At 58.6% G+C, this 21,101-nt stretch carries 18 protein-coding genes; 15 read left to right on the top strand and 3 right to left on the bottom strand.

The window, feature by feature from the left end:
• Positions 1–73: 73 nt before the first annotated feature.
• The 6 genes from AC6H1L_RS16450 (at position 74) to AC6H1L_RS16425 (ending at position 6,527) form a co-directional block, all read left to right on the top strand.
• The gene (locus AC6H1L_RS16450; RefSeq protein WP_497598567.1) at positions 74–1,678 is read left to right on the top strand and encodes a sugar transferase; all 1,605 of its coding nucleotides are present in this window, start codon (positions 74–76) and stop codon (positions 1,676–1,678) included.
• Between the two features lie 5 nt (positions 1,679–1,683).
• Positions 1,684–2,859 carry a glycosyltransferase gene (locus AC6H1L_RS16445; protein ID WP_497598566.1) on the top strand — a complete coding sequence of 392 codons (1,176 nt, stop codon included), beginning with the start codon at positions 1,684–1,686 and terminating at the stop codon, positions 2,857–2,859.
• Between the two features lie 76 nt (positions 2,860–2,935).
• Entirely contained in the window at positions 2,936–3,769 is an 834-nt protein-coding gene (locus AC6H1L_RS16440) for a YveK family protein (RefSeq protein WP_497598565.1), read from the top strand.
• Positions 3,770–3,988: 219 nt separating this feature from the next.
• The gene (locus AC6H1L_RS16435; protein ID WP_497598564.1) at positions 3,989–4,669 is read left to right on the top strand and encodes a CpsD/CapB family tyrosine-protein kinase; all 681 of its coding nucleotides are present in this window, start codon (positions 3,989–3,991) and stop codon (positions 4,667–4,669) included.
• A 218-nt stretch (positions 4,670–4,887) separates the two neighbouring features.
• Positions 4,888–5,547 (top strand): hypothetical protein, encoded by a 660-nt coding sequence (locus tag AC6H1L_RS16430; protein ID WP_497598563.1) that lies wholly within the window; start codon positions 4,888–4,890, stop codon positions 5,545–5,547.
• Positions 5,548–5,606: 59 nt separating this feature from the next.
• Positions 5,607–6,527 (top strand): alpha/beta hydrolase, encoded by a 921-nt coding sequence (locus AC6H1L_RS16425; protein WP_497598562.1) that lies wholly within the window; start codon positions 5,607–5,609, stop codon positions 6,525–6,527.
• Positions 6,528–6,812: 285 nt separating this feature from the next.
• On the opposite strand, the gene AC6H1L_RS16420 is transcribed toward AC6H1L_RS16425, so the two are convergent.
• Positions 6,813–7,976, bottom strand: a complete 1,164-nt coding sequence (locus tag AC6H1L_RS16420; RefSeq protein ID WP_497598561.1) for an acyl-CoA dehydrogenase family protein — start codon at positions 7,974–7,976, stop codon at positions 6,813–6,815.
• A 358-nt stretch (positions 7,977–8,334) separates the two neighbouring features.
• On the opposite strand from AC6H1L_RS16420, the gene AC6H1L_RS16415 reads away from it, so the two are divergent.
• Complete coding sequence (locus AC6H1L_RS16415; RefSeq protein WP_497598560.1) at positions 8,335–9,543, top strand: tRNA dihydrouridine synthase; 1,209 nt, start codon at positions 8,335–8,337, stop codon at positions 9,541–9,543.
• A gap of 63 nt (positions 9,544–9,606) precedes the next feature.
• Here the strand turns inward: AC6H1L_RS16415 and queC are convergent, their stop codons facing one another.
• Positions 9,607–10,287, bottom strand: a complete 681-nt coding sequence (gene queC / locus AC6H1L_RS16410) for a 7-cyano-7-deazaguanine synthase QueC (RefSeq protein ID WP_497598559.1) — start codon at positions 10,285–10,287, stop codon at positions 9,607–9,609.
• A 490-nt stretch (positions 10,288–10,777) separates the two neighbouring features.
• Here queC and AC6H1L_RS16405 point away from each other — a divergent pair, with 490 nt between their 5' ends.
• Entirely contained in the window at positions 10,778–11,449 is a 672-nt protein-coding gene (locus AC6H1L_RS16405) for a queuosine precursor transporter (RefSeq protein ID WP_497601559.1), read from the top strand.
• Between the two features lie 153 nt (positions 11,450–11,602).
• Here the strand turns inward: AC6H1L_RS16405 and queF are convergent, their stop codons facing one another.
• Positions 11,603–12,070, bottom strand: a complete 468-nt coding sequence (gene queF / locus AC6H1L_RS16400) for a preQ(1) synthase (RefSeq protein ID WP_497598558.1) — start codon at positions 12,068–12,070, stop codon at positions 11,603–11,605.
• Positions 12,071–12,633: 563 nt separating this feature from the next.
• Between queF and AC6H1L_RS16395 the strand changes: the two genes are divergently transcribed.
• The 7 genes from AC6H1L_RS16395 to pstB (AC6H1L_RS16365) all read left to right on the top strand — a co-directional run bounded on the left by AC6H1L_RS16395 (position 12,634) and on the right by pstB (AC6H1L_RS16365) (position 21,088).
• Positions 12,634–15,333, top strand: coding sequence for an AAA family ATPase (locus AC6H1L_RS16395; protein ID WP_497598557.1), 2,700 nt, complete (start codon positions 12,634–12,636; stop codon positions 15,331–15,333).
• A 463-nt stretch (positions 15,334–15,796) separates the two neighbouring features.
• Entirely contained in the window at positions 15,797–16,936 is a 1,140-nt protein-coding gene (gene pstS / locus AC6H1L_RS16390; RefSeq protein ID WP_497598556.1) for a phosphate ABC transporter substrate-binding protein PstS, read from the top strand.
• Between the two features lie 149 nt (positions 16,937–17,085).
• A complete protein-coding gene (pstC, locus tag AC6H1L_RS16385) occupies positions 17,086–18,087 on the top strand; it encodes a phosphate ABC transporter permease subunit PstC (protein ID WP_497598555.1) in 1,002 nt (333 codons plus the stop codon).
• Positions 18,084–19,013, top strand: a complete 930-nt coding sequence (gene pstA / locus AC6H1L_RS16380) for a phosphate ABC transporter permease PstA (protein WP_497598554.1) — start codon at positions 18,084–18,086, stop codon at positions 19,011–19,013. The genes pstC and pstA overlap by 4 nt, the downstream gene beginning before the upstream one ends.
• Before the next feature lie 66 nt (positions 19,014–19,079).
• Positions 19,080–19,886, top strand: a complete 807-nt coding sequence (gene pstB / locus AC6H1L_RS16375; RefSeq protein WP_497598553.1) for a phosphate ABC transporter ATP-binding protein PstB — start codon at positions 19,080–19,082, stop codon at positions 19,884–19,886.
• 67 nt (positions 19,887–19,953) lie between these two features.
• Positions 19,954–20,166 carry a hypothetical protein gene (locus tag AC6H1L_RS16370; protein WP_497598552.1) on the top strand — a complete coding sequence of 71 codons (213 nt, stop codon included), beginning with the start codon at positions 19,954–19,956 and terminating at the stop codon, positions 20,164–20,166.
• 22 nt (positions 20,167–20,188) lie between these two features.
• Positions 20,189–21,088, top strand: coding sequence for a phosphate ABC transporter ATP-binding protein PstB (gene pstB, locus AC6H1L_RS16365; protein WP_497598551.1), 900 nt, complete (start codon positions 20,189–20,191; stop codon positions 21,086–21,088).
• Positions 21,089–21,101 lie beyond the last annotated feature (13 nt).

Here is a 21,101-nt window from a genome sequence, read left to right as displayed (position 1 = left end):
CAGGACTATGGCCGTGAAAGGTAGTGAACTCTCACAAGTACAGTTCTCTGGTACCTCAGCAGAAGCAGGCCCGGTGGTTGCAAAATCGCAGGCCCAGGAGGCGGCTACAGCCTCTGCAGCGCCAGGCTCCAGTGTGATGACGGGCACGACTGGAACAATGGGAGTGACTGGGGCCACCGGGCAATTGACCCGCATTATCTCGCAGCGGCGTTCACATCGCCGTCAGTGGCGTATCCTCGAGTGTCTGGTCATGGTGCTGTTGGATGCGACGCTGGTGGCCATCTCGTTCTATCTTGCTTATCTGATCCGCTTCCAGCTCTTGTTTGAAAGCCCCTGGCTGGATCGCCTGCGCCGTGCGCTGACTGACGCCGGCCCTAGCCATGCCACGTTTATCCCTCTCGATAAGTTAACGGAGATGCAGATCGGCATCGTGATCGGGGCCATTGCGATTTTTGCGGTCCGCGGTCTCTATCGGCTGCGGCCCACCGGCACCTGGTTCCGTCAGATGTGGACGATCGTTAGTTCGGCCACTATTGGCATGGCCTTCTTGATCACCTACTACTTTGTCTTCCAGCCAACGGCTAATTCGCGCTTGCTGGTGCCGTTCGTTTGGGCCACCTCGATTGTGCTGCTTTGTCTGGGGCGCCTGATCGCCTCGGCCATCATGGGTATGCTCTATCAGCTCGGCTTAGGAGAGACGCGGGTCCTGGTGGTCGGCTCGGGGCGCCTGGCCAAGATGATTATGCAGCACATTACGGCCAATCCCAGTCTGGGCTATTCGATCGTGGGTTTTCTCCATGATCTGGAGAACCCACCCGGCGACTTTGGCCGCTTCAAGATGCTGGGAACGCTCGATGATCTGGGCATGGCTATTCGCTCGATGCAGGTGGATGAGGTGATCATTGCTTTGCCCTCTCACTTGCATGAGCAGGTGATCAGGACCGTGCGCCTCTGTGAGCGGCTGGGCACTTCCTTTAAGTTGATCCCCGATCTGTATGAGCTGAGTCTGTCGCGCATCGATATGGAGTCGATCGAGGGTATCCCCCTGATCGGCATTAAGCAGTCTTCTCTCAATCGCTGGCAGCGCGCCGTTACCCGTGTGGTCGATATCGTGGTCTCTAGCCTGGTTCTGATTCTGGGCGCGCCGCTCTGGCTGTGCATTGCGCTGGCCATTCGCCTGGATTCGCCCGGTGGGGTGATTTATAAGTCGACGCGCATCGGGCTGAATGGCAAGCCTTTCCAGATGTATAAGTTCCGCTCGATGTATCAGAATGCCGATCAGATGCTGGCGGCTCTGCTCGATCGCAATGAGGCTCAAGGCCCGCTTTTCAAGATGCGCGATGACCCTCGTATTACGCGCGTTGGGCGCTTTTTGCGCAAATTGAGTCTAGATGAGATTCCACAGTTTATCAATGTCCTGAAAGGTGAGATGAGCCTGGTTGGCCCGCGCCCGGCCCTGCCTCGCGAGGTTGCCCAGTATGAGGAGTGGCAGAAGGGTAGGCTGGCGATTAAGCCCGGCGTCTCGGGCCTCTGGCAGGTGCGTGGTCGCAGCGATTTGAGCTTTGATGAGGGTGTGTTGCTTGACCTCTATTACATAGAGAATTGGTCGCTGCGTCTCTACTTCCAGATCTTGCTGCGCACTATTCCAGCGGTCATTTTCAGGCGGGGTGCATACTAAAAACGATGAGAGTGGCGCTCGTCCATGATTATCTGAATCAGATGGGGGGCGCAGAGCGTGTCGTTTTGGCTCTGCATGAGCTGTTTCCCGATGCCCCCCTCTATACTTCTATCTATGATCCGAAACGGGTCGATCCAGCGTTTCGGCATCTGGACATTCGTACCTCTTTTATGCAGAGATTCCCTCTAGTGACAAGCCATCATCAGCCCTATTTACCCTTCTACCCCTATGCGATGGAAAGCCTGGATCTACGTGGCTATGACTTGGTCATTAGTAGCTCCAGTGCTTTCGCCAAGGGGGTGATTACGCGCCCGGAGACGTTGCATATTTGTTACTGCCATACGCCGATGCGCTGGTGCTGGAACTATGAGGAGTACGTTGAGCGTGAGCACTTGGGGCGCCTTGCTCGCACTCTTTTGCCGTTCTTGATCAGCCGACTGCGCATCTGGGACCAGGTGACGGCGGCTCGCGTTGATCACTTCATTGCTAATTCTCCCGTGGTGGCGGAGCGCATTCGTAAGTACTATCGCCGTGAGGCGGTGGTCATCCCTCCGCCGGTCGACGCCAGCCGCTTCAAGTTTGAGCCGCAAGCGCGGGGTGATTATTTTTTGATCGTGAGTCGCCTGGTTCCTTATAAGCGCATTGATCTAGCCATTGAGGCTTGTAATGCGCTGCGTCTACCTCTGGTGATTATCGGGAAAGGACGCGATCTGCCACGCTTGAAGCGGTTAGCCGGGCCGACTATCCACTTTGCTGGTCAGCTCAGTGATGCGGAGGTGTTAGACTACTTTGCTCACTGCCGCGCGCTGATCTTTCCAGGTGAAGAGGACTTCGGCATCACGCCGCTTGAGGCTCAGGCCTCGGGTCGCCCAGTGATCGCTTATGGGGCTGGTGGCGCCCTGGCTTCCGTTATCGAAGGGGTAACAGGCGTCTTTTTCCGCGAGCAAACTGTAGAGAGCCTGGCCGCTGTGCTGGCGACGTTCGATGAACGAGCCTTTGATCCCTATACGATCCGCGAGCATGCTTTAGAGTTTGATAAATCGCGTTTCCAACGCCGTATCCAGCAATTTATCGAAGCGAAGCTAGCAGAGCACAGAGCGCGCGCACAGTCCCTCGCTCCTTTCGCGCAAACTGTGCAAGGGAGATGGCAGGGGCAGAGAGAGACCTCTGGAGCGCCTTAGTGGCTCGGCTGGGCCGCTGCTTGCTGGCTTCCGACGCTATCAGCAGGAAGAAGGAAGAGAGGAAGGATAGTTTATCGTGGAATTGCGAGCGTATTGGGGTGTTGTCAGGCGCCGTCTTTGGATCATCGTCCTGGTAGTAGTTGTTGCTGCTCTCTATGTTGCCTATCAGGGCTATCATCTGTGGAAAACGCCCGGGGCGCTGAAAGCCTATCACTCGTCTGTGACGGTCCAGGTCGGCCTGCAACCAGCTCCCCGCAGTATGATTCCTAGCTATATTGAGGACATGCAGGTTGCTGAGGCACTGGCTGACGCTGTCCCCAATGTGGTCACTCTTCCGGGCTTTGATCAGGCAGTTTCGGATCAGATCGGGCGAGATATGGAGGCCATTCAGGCGCGCTATGGCAGCAATCCCGATCTGGGCGACTGGCAGAACCCGGGAGCAATTGCCGGAGCGCTCTCGGCGAGCCGCGTGCATAACCTGGTGACTATTGACGTCAGTTGGCCAACCGCTCCAGGAGCCTGGGCTATTGCTCAGGCAGTGGGCGAGGTTTTGACGCGCCATCTGAACACGTATCTTGATTACATCATTGAGGGCACGCCAGGCACGAGCCTCAATGCAGAGCAGTTACAGCCGGCGGCCATTGGACGCCTGGTAAGCCCTGCTTCTGATCCAGCGCTTGGTTCTGGCTCAGCAGGCAATCGTTTGATGCTCTTGGCAGCGATCATAGTGGTGGCGCTGATTATCGGCCTGGCGCTGGCTTTCCTGATAGATTATCTGGATGATCGCCTGCGCAGCGCCGAGGAGGTTGTAGAGCTGTTGCAGCTACCGGTCTATGGTGAGCTACCGCGGGCACCACGCGCCGGGGAGCAGCGCGAGCAACGACGAATTCCCCCTGCCTCGGTGGCTTAGCCGATATCGCTGCCGATAAGGTTTTCTTCCTGAGTAAGGGATAGATTGATAGCTACTAGACTTACTCTGCAATGTGATGGTTCTTTCGTGCTGCGATCGGCAGGAGGAGTACAAGGGTAAGGCGTGAGGAGCGAGGGAAAAAGGTTGATGATGAGTGGTTGGCCGGAAGGAGTTCTCTGTCTGTAAGCTTGACCTTCTGGCAGCTTAGGAGATTGTATCGTGGGTGAATCACATACGCAGATGCAGCCTTTGTTATCAGATTATGATCCCGGTTCGGCCTATGTGGAGGCGGTCTTTTCGCTTTTCGCAACGATTCGCTTAAATTGGGAGAGTCAGCAGCGCTCTCTGGCCCTGCTGCTGACTAGTCCGTCGCATCCCGAGGAACAGGCGACTGTGGCGGCCAATCTGGCTATCGCTTCGGCCCAGAGCGGCCTGCCAACGGTGCTGATCGAGGCCCATGTACGCCAGCCCAGGCTGAGCCGGCGCTTTGGCTTGAGTCAAGGCCCAGGTCTGTCGGATTTGCTGCAGCAGGAGCGAGCTTTGACTCCTCAGCAGATCAGCCCTTACCTGGTGTCAACCTTTGTGCCTCAGCTCTGGCTGTTGAGCAGCGGCACAGGCAGGCTGCCGCACGGGCTGGCTCCTTATGCAGCCCGTCTACCTGAGCTGCTCCAGAGCGTCCGCCTCTTTGTCGAGGAAAACCAGAGCCAGCCAGGCTTAGTGGTGGTGCATGGAGCGCCCGTTCTTGAAGGGGCCGACGCTTCGCTGCTCGGGGCTTGCGTTGATCAGACGTTCCTGGTAGTCGTTTTGGGACGCAGCACCCGGACGGCGACGAAGAAGGCCAGTGAGCAGCTACAGCGGGCCCGCGCTCGCTTGAGTGGGGTTATCCTGGCCCAGGCATAAGCCTGGCCCGGGAAGCCTTCTCTTTTTAGCCGGGCCTGATCAGACTGCGCTGAGCCTGGCTTGCCTTTAGATGGTTCTCCATCCATAATTAATAGGAAGCAAGCGAGCAGTTCGGAGATCGAGCCTCGCTTGTCAGGTCGTGCTAACTCACAGAGAACAGGCTCAGAGTCGCGCGTGAATAGAGCTATTGCGATGCTACAGCTTGGCGGGAGGATTGCATGCCAGGACGCAGGGACTGGGATGAAGAGTCTCAGGAACGCTATGAATATGAGGAGGACTTTGCTGAGTTTGAGATGGCCGATGGGGTCAATGGTCGGAGCCGCCGTCGTCGCAAGTCGGCAGCGTGGAGATCACCTGCTGCCTGGCTGCCTCCTGATGTCGAAGTAGAGCCTTCACGCAGGTGGAGATGGCGCTGGCTTTGGATCGCTGTTGCGTTGGTCATTTGCGGAGTCTGCGGCTTCACAGGTGCTTTTGCCGCCGTCAATTTTAGTACCGGCTTGAGCCTCAGTAAGGATGCTGCTGTCACGGCCAGCAACTTTCTCGCCGCTCTGGGAACCCAGGACTACGCTCAGGCCTACCGTTACCTGGGGCCTCCCATGACGCTTCAGCCAGGCGCTCAGAGTAATTTCATTGCCCAGGCCCAGCGCTATGATGCATGCTTTGGTACTGTTGTAGACTATAAGCAAGTCGAAGGGACAACTGTTGTTCAAGACAATACCTGGAGTTCCACCTACGAGATTACCCGCAGCAAGCTTCAGCATAGCTATCGTCTGACGCTGACGCTGCAGGAGGATAGCAATCATCAGTGGCGGATTATAGACTATCAAAGCGAGGGAGCCGATAACGCTTTGGCCCCTTCGCAGCCGGCCTGTCAGTAAAGGGTCGGCTGGCCAGCGTGCAATAGACTGAGGGCTTCTCGACTGGAAAAGAGCGCCTTATGCCCAGTTTGCGGAGTGTTCTGTTTCGTCATCTCGTACGTCTTGGCTCGCTTAGCAATCGAGCAGATGTCAGTATCGCTCAGCTCCGAGCCAGCATGGAGAAAGGAAACTGGTTCCTTTCTCTTACGGTTCCCTGTGGCACAGAGATTCTGCCGATCTCTGCGGGAGGAGTGCCGGCTGAGTGGGTCCTGCCTCCGAACAAGAGCTACCGCGGGACACTGCTATTTCTGCACGGTGGCGCCTTCGTCATGGGTTCGCCGCGCAGCCATCGTGGCCTAGCGGCCCGTATTGCGGCGGCGGCCCTGCTGCGGGCCCTGGTCATCGATTATCGACTGGCGCCAGAACACCCCTTCCCGGCGGCGCTTGAAGATACGCTGACCGCCTACCGCTGGCTGCTCAAAGAGCATTGCCAGCCCACAGAGGTTGTCTTAGCCGGGGATTCCGCTGGAGGCAATCTTGTCCTGGCAGCTCTTCTAGCGCTGCGAGCCGCTGGCGAAGCCCTGCCTGCCGCGGCGGTCTGTTTATCCCCTGCAACGGCTCTAGACGGCAAAGGCGAATCGCTGCGCACTCTTGCCGGGCGCGACCCTGTGCTGCGCGCCGAGACAGTCGGCCCCCTGGTCGCCGCTTATGTCGGGGACCACGATCCGGCAGAGCCACTGCTTTCACCACTCTATGGTGATTTACATGGCCTGCCGCCATTGCTGCTACAGGTAGGCAGCGATGAGATTCTGCTGAGCGATGTGATCGCTTTTGCAGAGCGCGCGCGTCAGGCTGGAGTAGCCGTAGAGCTAGAGGTCTGGGAAGGCATGTGGCATGTCTGGCAAATCGGCGCGCCCTGGATGCCCGAAGCCTCCAGGGCTATTCAACGAATCGGCGCCTTTATTCAGCGCCAGCTCGCCATTCGCGCTCAGGCCGCCTGATAACATTGCTTCCCAGGGCGAGAAACAGTAGCAGCAGGCCCGAGGACGACCGCAGCCGTAGCGGCTGAGCCAGGGTCGCCTCACTCTTGCCTGCTGCTTTTTGCGGGCCTGCCTTGTCTCTCTTACTCCCAACAGTGTGGGCAGGTTGCCCGCTACAGTGGAGCGGAGCGGATAGCTGAGGTTGATCGGTCTGGGCGGTAGAGGAAGCCCCTCAGCCGGGAGACCGAGCTAACAGGCCCGCTTGGCAGAGTATTAGTCGGGATGGATTGAGACCCCTGGAAGCGCCTAGTACCAGTTGAGCAGGTTGTCCTTGACAGCGCGCGCGATGATCAGGCGCTGAACCTGGCTTGTCCCCTCGACAATGGTGAGCTGGCGCGCATCGCGATAGAAACGCTCTGTGAGCGACTCATGCATGTAGCCCAGGCCTCCCATGATCTGGAGGGCCTTATCGCAGGCTTCGACAGCGGTCTCAGTAGCAAAGGCTTTGGCCATTGAGAGAAAGTGCGCATGCTCCCGATCGGCCTTTCCTTCGTCGACCAACAGAGCGGCCTGGTAGGTCAGTAAACGCGAGGCCTCAATCCGCATGGCCACGTCTGCAATCATCATCTGAATGGCCTGGTGCTCGATCAGCGGCTGGCCAAAGGTTCGGCGCTGGCGCGCATAGTCAACAGCATATTGAATAGCACCTTCGGCGGTGCCAACCCCGCGCGCGGCAACACAGGGGCGTACCGAATTGAGATTCCACATGATGAGCTTGAATCCCTCATTCTCGCGCCCCACCAGATTGCGGGCAGGTACGCGCGCTTCTTCAAAGATCAGTTCACAGGTGGGCACACCATGCACGCCCATCTTACGGTCTTCTTTGCCAACGCGGAAACCAGGCGTGTCCCGATCGACGATGAAGACGCTGAAGCCCCGAGAACCAGCCTGGGGATCGGTTTTAGCAGCGACCAGAAAGAAATCCGCGACGCTCGCGCCTGAGATGTAACACTTGGTGCCTGTGAGAATATACTCGTCACCCTTGCGGACAGCGCGGGTGGCGATATTGGCCGAATCGGAGCCGGCACCTGGCTCGGTGAGGGCGAAGGCACCACGTAGCTCACCGCGCGCTGTGCCCGCGCAGTATTTCTGTTTCTGCTCCTCGGTGCCGGCTTTCAGGATGGCACTGGTGGAGAGGCGAGTCAGGAGAAGGATCAGGGCACAAGCGTTGTCGACTTTAGCCACCTCTTCTATCGCCAGCGATAGCCCAAAGATGCCGGCGCCACTGCCTCCCAGTTCTTCGGGGAAGCCCAGACCCAGGAGACCAGTCTCCTTGTAGACCTGAAAAATATCCTCGGGATAGATCCCGGTATCATCAAGCTCAGGCGCGCGAGGCGCAACGACTTCCCTGGCGATGCGTCTGGCCGTGTCGCGAATTAACTGCTGCTCTTCAGTCAGATAGAAATTCATCGCGCGTAGACTCCTTTACTGCAGCCGGAGATCCAGGCAGGATAGCAGAGTACGATAGTCTGCTGTTCCGAAGCGGCAATGAGCACCACTGCTCCTGCGGCCCATTATATCCCAAGGCTCGCGGCAGATGCCAGCCGAGCAAGTGAAGTGAGGTCGGCTGGCCGGCTTGTCAGAATGACCGCTACAAGGCTATAATCGCAATGGAGACGATAGCAGTAGAGAGGGGAAGGGAGGGAAGGGTCTTCAGGCCAGGTGTTCATAGCTGGACCTGGTTCAAAGCCTGCCTTCAGGGCTTCGGACGTTATTCAGCTTTAGCAGGTAGCCAATCCGGTAGGAGAAGGTGGCACTTGAGGGAGATATGACGAGGTATCCATCATTCTGGGAGAAGATACCACAGCCAATTGTCGGGCTGGCCCCAATGGACGGCGTGACAGACGCGCCATGCCGCACTATGCATGGCCTCTACGGGCGGCCTGACCTTGTGATTACAGAGTTTACCAATGTTGAGGGTCTGTGGCGAGGGAGCGATCGCATCTTTCGCGACTTCCTTTATACGCCTGCCGAGCGACCCGTGGTGGCGCAGATCTTCGGCAATAACCCTGAGTCCTTTTATCGCGCTGCGCATGTGGTCTGCGAGCTGGGCTTCGACGGGGTTGACATTAACATGGGCTGCCCGGCGAAAAGCGTAGCCAGCCGTGGTGGCGGCGCCGCCCTGATCCGTACACCAGAGCTGGCCAAAGAGATCATCCGCGCCACTCAGCGCGGAGTGCGCGACTGGGCCAATGGTCAGACGCTGGAGGACCTGGGCATGGAGCCTGAGCGCATCCAGCGCATTCGGCAGATGAATGAGGAGCGCATCCGCATCTGGGGCGACCAGCCGCGCAGCGAACGGCGGCTGATCCCCGTCTCGGTCAAGACTCGCCTGGGCTACGATTCGATCGTGATTAAGGATTGGGTGCAGCATTTACTAGAGACCGAGCCGTTTGCCATTTCGCTGCATGGGCGGACATTGGTCCAGCACTATAAGGGTGAAGCGAATTGGGAGGCCATCGCCACTGCCGCAGAGATTGTGCGCCAGACGGATACGCTGATTCTCGGCAACGGCGATATTCATTCGCTCTACGAGGCAGCCAAGCGCATCCGCGAGACAGGTGTACATGGGGTGCTGATTGGGCGTGCCACCCTGGGTAATCCCTGGATCTTTCGCGATCGCGAACGCATGAAGAGTCTGCTCAATGCCGGTTTTGAGCCGACAGAGGCCGATCTGCCCCCACCCAATCCGAGTCGGGAGGAACGTCTGCTGATGGCCCTGGAGCACGCGCGCATCTACACCAGGCTGAAGGGCGAAGATCATTTCGTCGAGCTGCGTAAACACATGGGCTGGTATCTGGGCCACTTCCCCGGCGCGAAATACGTCCGCAATGCGCTGGTGCGGGTCAATAGTCTGGCAGAGGTGGAGGCCATTATTATGCAGGCGCTGGCGAATCCCCGCGCCTTCTCTGGGCACGGCGGCGAGGAGGAGCTTGAAGAGGCTGTGCCAGCACTTGATCTGAGCTGCGCTTGCTAGCCAGCCCTGGGTGAGGGTGCGGCGTCACCCAGGGCCCGGCGCGCAGGCCAGTCTCCACTCACCTCACTGAAGATACTCAGTGGGATCAGGGACGCCAGCAAGCTGGAAGGCCTCTTTACGTTCGTGGCAGGTGCCACAGGTGCCGCAGTGTTTCTCGCCCCCTTTGTAACAGCTCCAGGTTTCCGCGAAGGGGACCCCGAGCGCCGCGCCCAGGCTGACGATCTGCTCTTTTTTGAGGTGGGCGAAAGGCGCCTCCAGGTGCAGGCGTGGATGTCCGTGGCCTTCGACCGCCAGACGCTCCATTGCCCCAAAGGCTTCGATAAAGGCCGGTCGGCAGTCAGGATAGATAAAGTGGTCGCCGGCATGAGCAGCAAAGGCTACAACCTCCGCTTCTTCGGCGACAGCAATGCCGTAGGCAATGGCAAGCATGATAGCGTTCCGGTTAGGCACCACGGTAATGGCCATGTTGGCGGCGGCATAATGCCCATCTGGGACAGCGACGCTCTCGTCGGTTAGAGCTGACCCTTTAAAATGCTGGCCAAGCTGACGCAGGTCAAGAAGAGAAAAGGCTGCCTCTAGTCGACGTGCGCAGCGCTCGGCGAAGAGCAGTTCCTTTCGATGACGCTGGCCATAATCAAAAGAGAGTATATGGAGTTGATACCCTTGGGCATGGAGCAGGTGAGCCAGGGTCACGCTGTCAAGACCTCCGCTGACAATGGCGATCGCTTTGGGACGAGATGACATGATGGCTTCTCCTTCTCTTTGTTGTTCTCACGCAGGCCTGGTCAGGCGAGCTATGTAAGCAGAAGATGAGATGACGATACTCCTCACCGGGCTTTCCGGGTCGCCAGGCTGATCCGGGACCAGAAAGAGACCAGGCTGGTCCACATCCAGTGAGGAGGCCAGAAGTTGCCGGGGCTTCTTTCCGGGCTGGACTGCTTTGGCTTTTGATATTGTAGGTAGGGATGCACGGCCCGGAAGGGTCCCCCCAGCCAAGGCACTTAGCGAAAGATGAAGGCTACAGGGCCTGGCATAGTTCCGCCGCCTTGTTCTCTCTGACTCGACTATTCCAGCCTCGGCAAGCCTAGCCCTGCAGGCTCCGCTTACTTTTTTCAGGTGCGGCTGCCGCGCTCCGGTCTCAGTGAGCTGCACGTAGTTTGGCAGTCCCCGAAGGCTACCGGTCTATAGCTTGAGTGCAATGAGCAGCATGCCCAGCCAGGAAAGGATGAGTCAGTTGCGAGTATCTTTCTGGTTTGTGATCATCGCGGCCTTATTCGTGACTTGCCTGATTACCGCGAATATTATCGCCGTCAAAATTATTGCTCTCGCAGGCCTGCTGGTGCCTGCGGGAATCATCGTCTTTCCGTTGAGCTATCTGTTTGGCGATGTTCTGACAGAAGTCTATGGCTACGCCGCGGCCCGGCGTGTCATCTGGCTCGGCTTCGCCTGCAATCTGCTGGCGGTCATTGCCATCTTCTTGGGAGGGTTGGCTCCCGCCGCGCCTTTCTGGAAGCAACAGGCCGCCTACAATGCTATTCTTGGCTTTACCCCGCGTTTGTTACTCGGCTCTTTTGTGGCCTATCTCTGCGGTGAGTTCGCCAACTCGTTTGTTTTGGCTAAGCTCAAGATCCTGACGAAAGGGCGTTGGCTCTGGACACGGACCATCGGTTCGACATTCGTGGGCGAGGGACTGGATACGCTCATCTTTATTACGATCGCCTTCTGGGGTGTCATTCCCCCCAGCGATTTGCTGACTGCAATGCTCACGCAATGGTTCTTTAAGGTCGGCTACGAGGTCGTAGCAACCCCTCTGACCTATGCCGTTGTCACTTTCCTTAAAAAGCGCGAGCAACTCGATACATTTGATTATCATACCGATTTTAACCCGCTCTTGCTCTCACGCTAAGTAAGCGGCTTGGGATGTTCAGCCCTGAGCGGCGAGCGCCCGGCTAGCGAGAGAGGAAGGAAGCGTCTCTAGCCTTGCTGGTATGTCGGACCGGATTGTTGGGAGCGCCAGCGGTAGGCCACATCCTCTCTCGCTTTTTCTTCTGGGAACCGCTTACAGTGTGCTTCCCAGCATGTAACGGCGGTAGTCAGGGCGAGGGCCACTATAGCCGGGCGCAGCGTACTCGGCGAAGATGATGGTTTTGATGTTGCCCCGGACGTTGAAGTCGCCAGCCACACGCATCCAGCGCGGTTCTAGCAGGGCTACCAGGTCGTTCAGGATGGTGTTCGTGGCGGCTTCATGGCTGATCTGCCGATCGCGATAACCATTGATATAGAGCTTGAGGCTCTTTAATTCAACTACTGAGCGATCGGGGACATAATCGATGACTACCGTGGCGAAATCTGGGAAGCCGGAGCGCGGACAGAGACAGGTGAACTCAGGGATCTCCAGATGAATGACGTAGTCGCGCTCCGGGTTCGGATTGGGCCAGGCTTCCAAGCGATTGGCCGCAATTTCATCCAGGCCGTAGCGCCCCGGTACACGTGTTTGCTGCTGCTGCTGCTGCTGATCTTCACTCATAGAGATATGACCTCCAACGCTTCAAAAACCTGATCAGGAAAAGCCTATGGACCTGAGCGAGCTGTCTTGAGGCTGTGGCAAGATCGTCGCGGGGTTGGCCCTCCGCAGCCTCATCTTTTAAGCTCAGCCCGCGAGCAAGAAGAGAGCAGAGACAGTCGAGGCTGCCCCTGCTCTGGCTGATTATCAACCAATACTATACTTGACTGCCACTTCAGATGAAGGTTGCGAAAGAATCGTAGCATATCCCAGTTCCCCAGTCCAGTCCAGGGTGAGCACGCCAGTTGCGGGCCAGGCAGGTAGCCAGCCGATGGGCGGGAGATAGGCTGTCGATGGACTGGCGGACCAGAACTATTTTCCCCTTATGGCAGACGCTTCTTCTGCCGACAAGAGTATTGCAGAGGTATTTATCTCTATCGATTATTGATGAGTTTACTTGCATGGACCCCTGCTTTTCGCAAGCCGCCTGGCAGTCCGCTCGGCTCGGGAGCGAGAGCGAGAAAGCAGCGGGTCTCTGCCACCTGGTGCCCTTATCCTGACAGAATATGGCTAACAAGGCTCAATCGATGAAAGAAGTTTATGAGGCTTATACACCTGCGGCTCGCCTGGCGCTGCACTATGCCCGCGAAGAGGCCAGCAAACGGCACCGCAGACTGATCAGCAATGAGCAACTCCTGTTAGGCATCTTGCGCCTTAACGATCCTCTCATCAGTCAACTGCTGAACTCCTTCATGATGCGACCGGCGCTGCTCTGCCGCATCATTGAGGGTCTGGACAGGCGTCACAAGCGCGCCTGTTCAAGTCGCCATCAGACACTCTCACCGGCAACGCGAGCAGCCTTACGCAGCGCTAGACGCCACGCCCGGCGATTAGGTGCCACCTCTATTGGCCCCGAACACCTTCTTCTGGGTCTGCTCAGTGTTCAAGACCGGCAAGACGCGCTGCTCCTGGGTTTACTAGAGGGCTTTGGCATAACCTGCTCCAGCGTACGAGCCCGGCTGCAGACCTTGATCACACCCGCGCCAGGACCTGATCAGGTCGCCATTGCTGCTCCACGAGCAAGCGAGCCAGGCGCCCAAGACAGCGCTGGGCTAGATCTGGCCACCAGCCCGCCAACCAATGATCTCCAGGCAGCCTATCGCGAGCGCTACGAGCGCACGCCGGAGCTAAACAGCGTTAGCCACGATCTAACGCTAGCAGCGCTAGAGGGGCGTCTTGACCCACTCATTGGACGCGAGGCCGAATTGACACGCACCATCCAAATCCTGCTGCGCTATACCAAGAACAACCCGCTGCTGCTAGGACCAGCAGGCACGGGCAAGACCGCCATCGTCGAAGGTCTCGCTGCCCGCATTGCCGCTGGCGAGGTTCCAGAAAGCTTGCGCGGCAAACGAGTCGTTGCCCTCGACATTGGCCTGCTGGTGGCAGGCACACGCTATCGGGGCGACCTCGAAGAGCGAGTACAGGGAGTCCTGGCGGAAATCAAGGAAGCCAGCGATATACTCCTCTTTATCGATGAGATTCACATGTTGATCGGGGCAGGCGGGCCGGCAAGTGCTCCCAACGTGGCTAACCTGCTCAAGCCCCTGCTGGCGCGCGGGCGCCTGCAATGCATTGGAGCCACCACCTTCGAAGAGTACGCCCGCCACTTTGAGCACGATGCCGCTTTAGCCAGGCGCTTTCAGCCCATTGTGATCGCCGAACCGGACGCCGCCGAAACGCTAGCGATCTTGCAGGCGCTGCGTCCACGCTATGAAGCCTTCCACCGTGTTGCCATCAGCGATGAGGCACTGCAAGCGGCGGTACGCCTCTCTAGCCGCTATCTGGCCGGACGCGCCCAGCCAGATAAAGCCATCGACTTAATCGACGAGGCTGCCGCGGCTCTTCGGATGCGCCAAGCCCTGCCTCCAACGGCCTTGCGTCAGATCCACGAGGAGATAGCTCATCTGCGCGCACAGCGTGAGACAGCCATTCGTCAGCGGCACTTTCCTGCAGCCCTCGAACTGCGCCGACAGGAGCAGCAGCTTCTACGCCGTGCTCTGGCCATTGAAAGCGAGTGGCTGACACAGAAGCTGCTCCCGCCCGCCGACGACAGCGCTCTTGCCACCGCCAGGCGCCCACTCGTGAACGAGGAGGCCGTTGCAGCGGTCGTGTCCCAGTGGACAGGGCTGCGCGTGACCTTCCCCGGGGGCGAAGAAGCACGATATCTGCTCTCCTTAGAGCAACTGCTCCAGCAGCGAATCGCTGGACAGGAGGAGGCGATCAGCGCCGTCGCCCGAGCCGTGCGGCGCGCGCGCAGCAATCTGCGTGATCCGCGACGTCCCGCTGCCTCATTTCTGTTCATTGGCCCCAGCGGCGTCGGCAAAAGCCATTTGGCAGCAGTGCTGGCTGAGGTCCTGACAGGAGACGAGAGAGCCTTGATCAGACTAGATATGGCAGCCTTCTCGGAGCGCCATCAGGTGCAACGCCTCCTTGGCAGCCCACCGGGCTACCAGGGCTATGGAGAAACTGGCCTGCTGAGCGAAGCCATTCGCCAGCGACCAGCGAGCATTGTCCTTTTTGAGGGCCTCGAAAAAGCTCATCCGGCTCTCCATGACCTTCTGCTTCAGGTTTTGGAGGATGGGCATCTGAGCGATGGCCAGGGCCGTCCGGTCAATTTCCGCGAGGCGATCATCATCCTCACCACTGACCTGACCAGTCTCCCAGAAGCCACCAGCGCGGGTTTTGGGCTCGCTCTGCCTCACAGCGAGCCACACCAGGGACGGCAGTGGCAGCAGCAGCTCTTGACCCAACTCCAGCATACCTTTCGTCCTGAGCTGCTGAACCGACTCGACGCCATTGTGCCATTTCATCCCCTCCAGAAAGTGCATCTGGGCCAGATTCTTGATCAGCTCCTGACGGCAACCCGCCAGCGCCTGACCGGACTTGGCATCAGCCTGGAAATCAGTGCCGCCGCACGCGACTACCTCCTTAGCCAGGGGCAGGAGCGGCTCTCTCGCGCCGGGGCCCGCCCTCTGCGACAGCTTGTACGTTCTGAAGTAGAAGATCGCGTCAGCGAAGCGCTACTGAGAGGCGAGATTAGACGCGGCGAGGCACTGCTACTGGTGGCAGATCAGGCGAGCGGCAAGCTGCGCCTGGAACGAGTGGCAGATCAGATCAGGCCCCACGCTCAAGGGCGAGAGCCAGTCACCTTGTTCCTGACAGACAGTCCGAGCGACTCAGCAATGCGCCCCTGGTCGGAAGCCCCCGACCATAGCGCCGCCTGATCCATCCGTCCGCCAGGCCAGGTAGAGAGTCCTTGCTCCTTGCTCACCCACAGCCCGCCGTGGGGCAGGGCATGCCGACCACCTTCAAAGCCAGGTCGCAAGCCTCACCCCTACGGCGGGCAGCGCTTACCTTACTGACAGTCAAGCAAAGAAGATAGACAGGCAGCAGTGTCAGTCACGCTCAGCCGAGCAGCAGCCTCATTCACCCCCCTTAACAGAGTCTTCCTATCCCTTCGGCAAACTTTAACCTAGCCTTAAAGGGGCTTAACCCCCCTTTAAAGGAGCATTAAAGCGACAACTGTACAATTCGGGTGGTGCGGAAAAGAGCCAGGGCACGCCCGCAGAATGAAACAGCGGCCCAGCAAAGGCCGTCAGCGCGGCCTGTCCTGTCGCCGATTCGCTTCTCTATTTTGCTGCTGCCGTCGCGCCACGGCAGCATAACTGAGGAGGGGAAACCAGCGCTATGACACACTACCCATTTTCAGCCAGCCATCAAGGGCACCCGCGCCTGAGATCCTTCGGTGCCCTTCTGCTGCTGGGCTTGCTGGCCTTACTGGCCGCCTGTGGTAACAGCCCCAGCACCAGCGGAGGCACCACCACAGGCAGCGGCAATACCTGCCCTTCGACCAAGCAGCTTACGGGCGCTGGATCGACGTTTGACAATCCTTTATTCTCAAAAATGTTCCAGGAATATCCCAAAGTTAAATGTGGTATTAACGTAAACTATCAAGCGGTGGGCAGTGGAGCTGGCATCAATAACCTACTGCAGCACATTGTCGATTTCGGCGCCACCGATGCTCCCATGACCGACGATCAGCTTAAAAAGAGCACCAGTGGGCCGATCCTGCACATCCCGATTACCATCGGAGCAGTTGCTATCTCCTACAATCTGAGCGGTGTCAGCCAACTCAAGCTGACCGGGCCGATCCTGGCCGCCATCTACGAAGGCAAGATTACCACCTGGGATGATCCCCAAATCAAGGCCATCAACAGCGGTGTCAACCTGCCCCACAAGAACATCACCGTAGTCCACCGCTCCGACGGCAGCGGTACAACCAGCATCTTCACCCACTATCTTTCGGCAGTCAGCCCGGACTGGCAGAGCAAGGTGGGAGCCGGCACAACCGTTAACTGGCCCACCGGCGTTGGAGCAAAGGGTAGCTCGGGCGTCGCCGGGCAAGTCAAGAATACCGACGGTGCCATTGGCTACGTCGAGCTAACCTACGTCCTTGCCAACAACATTCCCTACGCGCTGCTTCAGAACGCCGCCGGCAAATTCGTGGCCCCTTCGCTTGACAGCGCCAAAGCCGATGCCGAGAGCTTCACCAATATCCCGGCAGACCTGCGCTTCTACATCGTCAATGGCAGCGGAGACAACGCCTACCCCATCACGGGCTTCTCATGGGTCGTAGTTTACCAGAACCAGAGCAACAGCGATAAGGGAGAAGCCCTCGCCCGCCTGCTCTGGTGGATGGTGCACGATGGGCAGCAGTACGCTCAGCCCCTCAACTATGTGCCTCTGCCAGACACGATCGTCAGCAAGGACGAGGCCCAGATTAAGGCCATGCGCTGCGGCAGCAGCGCCTGCTACAGCGCTTCTTGAGGTCTGTCAGGATCTGGCAGATGCTCAGCTCAGCGTGCTCGGCAACAAGAAAACCTCGCTAGCAGTACACAGCCCAGGCAGGGGACTGCATCCCACAAAGATCAGCCCCTGCCTCACCACCTAGGTGAGAGTGAGCCAGGGGAGGGCCAATGATTCAGGAGAGAGCCAATCTTACTAAAGCACAGCAGCAGTGGCTTCGCTGGCAACGTCTGCTGCGGGCGCAACGACCCGGGGACCTGTTTTTCCGTGGCATCACCTTGCTGTTCGTTCTCATCGTCCTCGGCCTAGTCGCAGGCACAGCCTGGATACTTGTCAGCAACTCACTTCCGACAATCAGACGCTTCGGCCTGAGTTTCCTGACCAACAAGGCCTTCGATCCAGTGCATGACGTCTACGGAGTCCTCCCAGCGATCTTCGGCACCCTTATCACCTCAGCCTTTGCCCTCATCTTCGCCGTACCGCTGGGACTAGGAGCCGCGATCTTCCTGGTCGATTTCTGTCCGCGCCCGCTGCGGCTGGTGCTGGCATTCCTTATCGATCTACTGGCGGCGATTCCGAGCGTCATCTACGGTCTCTGGGGCTTCCTCGTCCTCGCCCCCTGGCTACACAACTACGGCGAGCCGTGGCTACAGCAGCATCTGGGCTTTCTCCCACTGTTTCAAGGCCAACCAGAGGGCGTCGGCTACCTTGGAGCCGGGATCGTGCTCACCATGATGGTCCTGCCCCTCATCATCTCCGTCTCACGCGAAGTGATGCTGGTGACCCCTGTGGCACAGCGCGAGGCCTTGCTAGCCCTCGGAGCGACCCGCTGGGAGGTCATCCGTCACGCAGTGCTGCCATTCGCGCGCGTGGGTATTCTGGGCGGCGTCATCCTGGCCCTCGGGCGCGCCCTTGGCGAGACAATGGCCGTCACCATGATCATTGGTAACCAGGCAAATGAGCCAAGCCTCAGCCTTTTCACCCCTGGCTATACCCTGGCCAGCGTCATCGCCAACCAATTCGGAGAGGCCACGCCCGGTCTCTTCCTCTCGGCCATTATCGAAGCCGGTCTGATCCTCTTCATCATCACTTTGATTACTAACATTCTGGCGCGCTGGTTAATCGCCAGCCTCCAGCGCCAGGCCCAAGGAAGCAGAGGAGGGCGCCCATGAGCGTGCCTATGCCAACCCATTCTTCTTCTTCAGCTTCAGTACTCCAGCCAAAGGAGAGCCAGATTCACCCGTTTCTTGGCGCACGCTCCTCCCTGAATGTGAGGCGACGCCTGGTCAATGCCCTGGTCATCCTTCTTACCAGTCTGGCAGCCCTCTTTGCCGCCGGACTGCTGATCTATCTGCTCTGCTATGTGCTCAGCCAGGGCCTGCGCTACATCAATCTCGACTTCTTTACCCAATTGCCAACGCCCAACGGCGAACCGGGCGGCGGTATGGGCGAAGCCTTCCAGGGTAGCCTGATTCTGATCGCCCTCGCCTCACTGATGGGCGTACCACTAGGGCTATTTACCGGCATCTATCTGGCTGAATTTGGGCGCGGGCCGTTCGCCCAGGGCGTGCGCTTTCTGGTCGATGTTCTCAACGGCATCCCTACGATCATCTTCGGTCTGCTGGCCTGGGTGCTGATTGTCATTCCAATGCAGACCTTCTCGGGATTGGCCGGCGGCTTCGCGCTCGGCATGATCATGATCCCGATCGTTACACGGACATCAGAGGATGTTCTGCGCCTGGTACCGCGCGAGCTGCGCGAGGCCTCGCTTGCGCTTGGAGCAACGGAGGCGCGCACAATCTTGCAGGTAGTACTCCCAGCAGCACGCAATGGCATCATCACGGGCGTGGTGCTGGCAATGGCCCGCGTGGCCGGCGAGACAGCCCCCCTGCTGATGACCGCCTTCGGGACAACCTTTTGGAATACGGACATCACTCAGCCCATCGATGCCCTGCCGCTGCGCATCTTCCAGTTCACGCTCAGCCCGTATCAGCAGCAGGTCAATCAGGCCTACGCGGGCGCCTTCGTGCTCATCGTCCTGATCCTGCTCGCTTCCCTGGCCGTGCGCCTGGCTACCGGCGGCTTCAAGCAACATTGAACACGCGCAAGGACACGGTGAGCAGCAAGGCTCAGTCAGGCACGAGGATCAGAAGGGAGTTCATCAATGGATCAGGCTATCGCAGCGCAGATGAGTAGTAGCGTGCCAACGAGAGCAGGGATGGCTCTGAGCATCGAACAGCTCAATGCCTGGTACGGACGTAAGCAGGCCCTCTTTGACATCAGTCTGACAGTGCCGCCACTGAGCGTCACAGCCCTGATCGGACCATCCGGCTGTGGCAAATCGACGCTGGTGCGTTGCCTTAATCGCCTCCACGAGACCATTCCCGGGGCTCGCGTTGAGGGGAGAGTCCTCGCTAACGGGCTTGACATCTACGGGCGCGGCATTCGCCCCATGAATGTCAGGCGTCACATCGGCATGGTCTTTCAACAGCCCAACCCGCTGCCGACACGCAGCATCTTTGAGAACGTGGCGATCGGGCCGCGGCTCAATCTCGGACTGCGTGGGGCGAGGCTCAAGGAACTGGTTGAGCGCAGCTTGCGACAGGCCGCGCTCTGGGAGGAGGTCAAAGACCGCCTGCATAGTCCAGCTACTAGCCTCTCAGGCGGCCAACAGCAGCGCTTGTGCATCGCCCGCGCTCTGGCACTGGAGCCAGAGGTGTTGCTCATGGATGAGCCTTGCTCAGCCCTCGATCCTATCTCCACCCTCCAGGTGGAGGAACTGATCACCTATCTCAAGCGACAGTATACCATCGTTGTCGTTACCCATAACATGCAGCAGGCCGCGCGTATCGCGGATCGTACGGCTTTCTTCTTGCAGGGTCATCTCATTGAAGAGGGAGAGACGCAACAGCTCTTCACTCACCCGCGCAGGAAGGAGACCGAAGATTACATCAGTGGACGCTTCGGCTAGTCGAGTCGGTCAAGACAGCTCAGCAATAAGAGAGGGGATTACCGTGAAGGATACCTCAGCAGAGAGCATGAATAACGTGAGCACCACGGGTAACACCTTCCCGGAGGGCGTCAGCATCTTCTCGCGGAAAGTGGCCCGGAGTGGGCACATTTCCTACGAAGGGCGCCCGTACTTTATCAGCAAAGCCCTCGCCGGGCGCTACATTCGCCTGATCGTGACCAATAACCGCTTGATTGTAGATACAGCGATTCCACTACATAAGGAGTATCAGCTACTCTAGCGGTGCAGCGCGAGGAAAGGCAATGGAGAACAATGTGAGTGGGCTAAACTCGCGGCTGCCAGCGATGGAGGGGCGTCTCGCCAGCCGTCTATCCGAGACGCCCCCTGTCGATCTCAGGCTGACCCACGCCCTCGGGGCAGCTGAGCCAGGCCAGCCGCCGGATCAGAACGCCGGCATAGCGATTGATGTCCGGCACCTCAATTTCTACTACGGGACGCGGCAGGTGCTTTTCGATGTTTCGCTGCCGATTCGCGAGCGGCAGATCACAGCGCTGATCGGCCCATCCGGCTGCGGAAAATCCACGTTCTTGCGCACGCTCAATCGCATGAACGATCTGATCCCCGAGACCCGTATCGAAGGAGAAGCGATCTTCGACGGACAGAACATCTACGACCCAGCGATCGACGTCATCCGGCTCCGTCAGCGCATCGGCATGGTCTTCCAGCGCCCTAATCCCTTCCCCAAATCGATCTTTGAGAATGTCGCTTACGGCCTGCGTATTCAGAGGAAATCGCGTCGGCAGATTCAGGAGGAGGTGGAGCGCAGTCTGAAGGCCGCCGCCCTCTGGGACGAGGTGAAGGATCGTCTGAAGGCCTCAGCTCTTGGCCTCTCAGGTGGTCAGCAGCAACGCCTCTGCATTGCCCGTGCCCTGGCCCTTCATCCCGAGGTGCTCCTACTCGATGAGCCTTGCTCGGCGCTCGATCCGATCGCGACGCTTAAGATCGAAGAGCTGCTCCTTTCGCTCAGCAAGGAATATACCATTGTGATCGTCACACATAATATGTCTCAAGCAGGACGCATTTCTCAATACACAGGCTTCTTTCTCAATGGCCGCTTAATTGAGTACGGAGCAACTGTCGAGCTGTTCAAACGACCACGGCGGCGAGAGACAGAGGACTATATTAGCGGGCGCTTCAGCTAAGGATGAGAGCGCA

Source organism: Thermogemmatispora argillosa, from assembly GCF_059696725.1.
The sequence above is the reverse complement of the archived record's forward strand: the minus strand, read 5'-3'. Positions and strand labels throughout refer to the sequence as shown.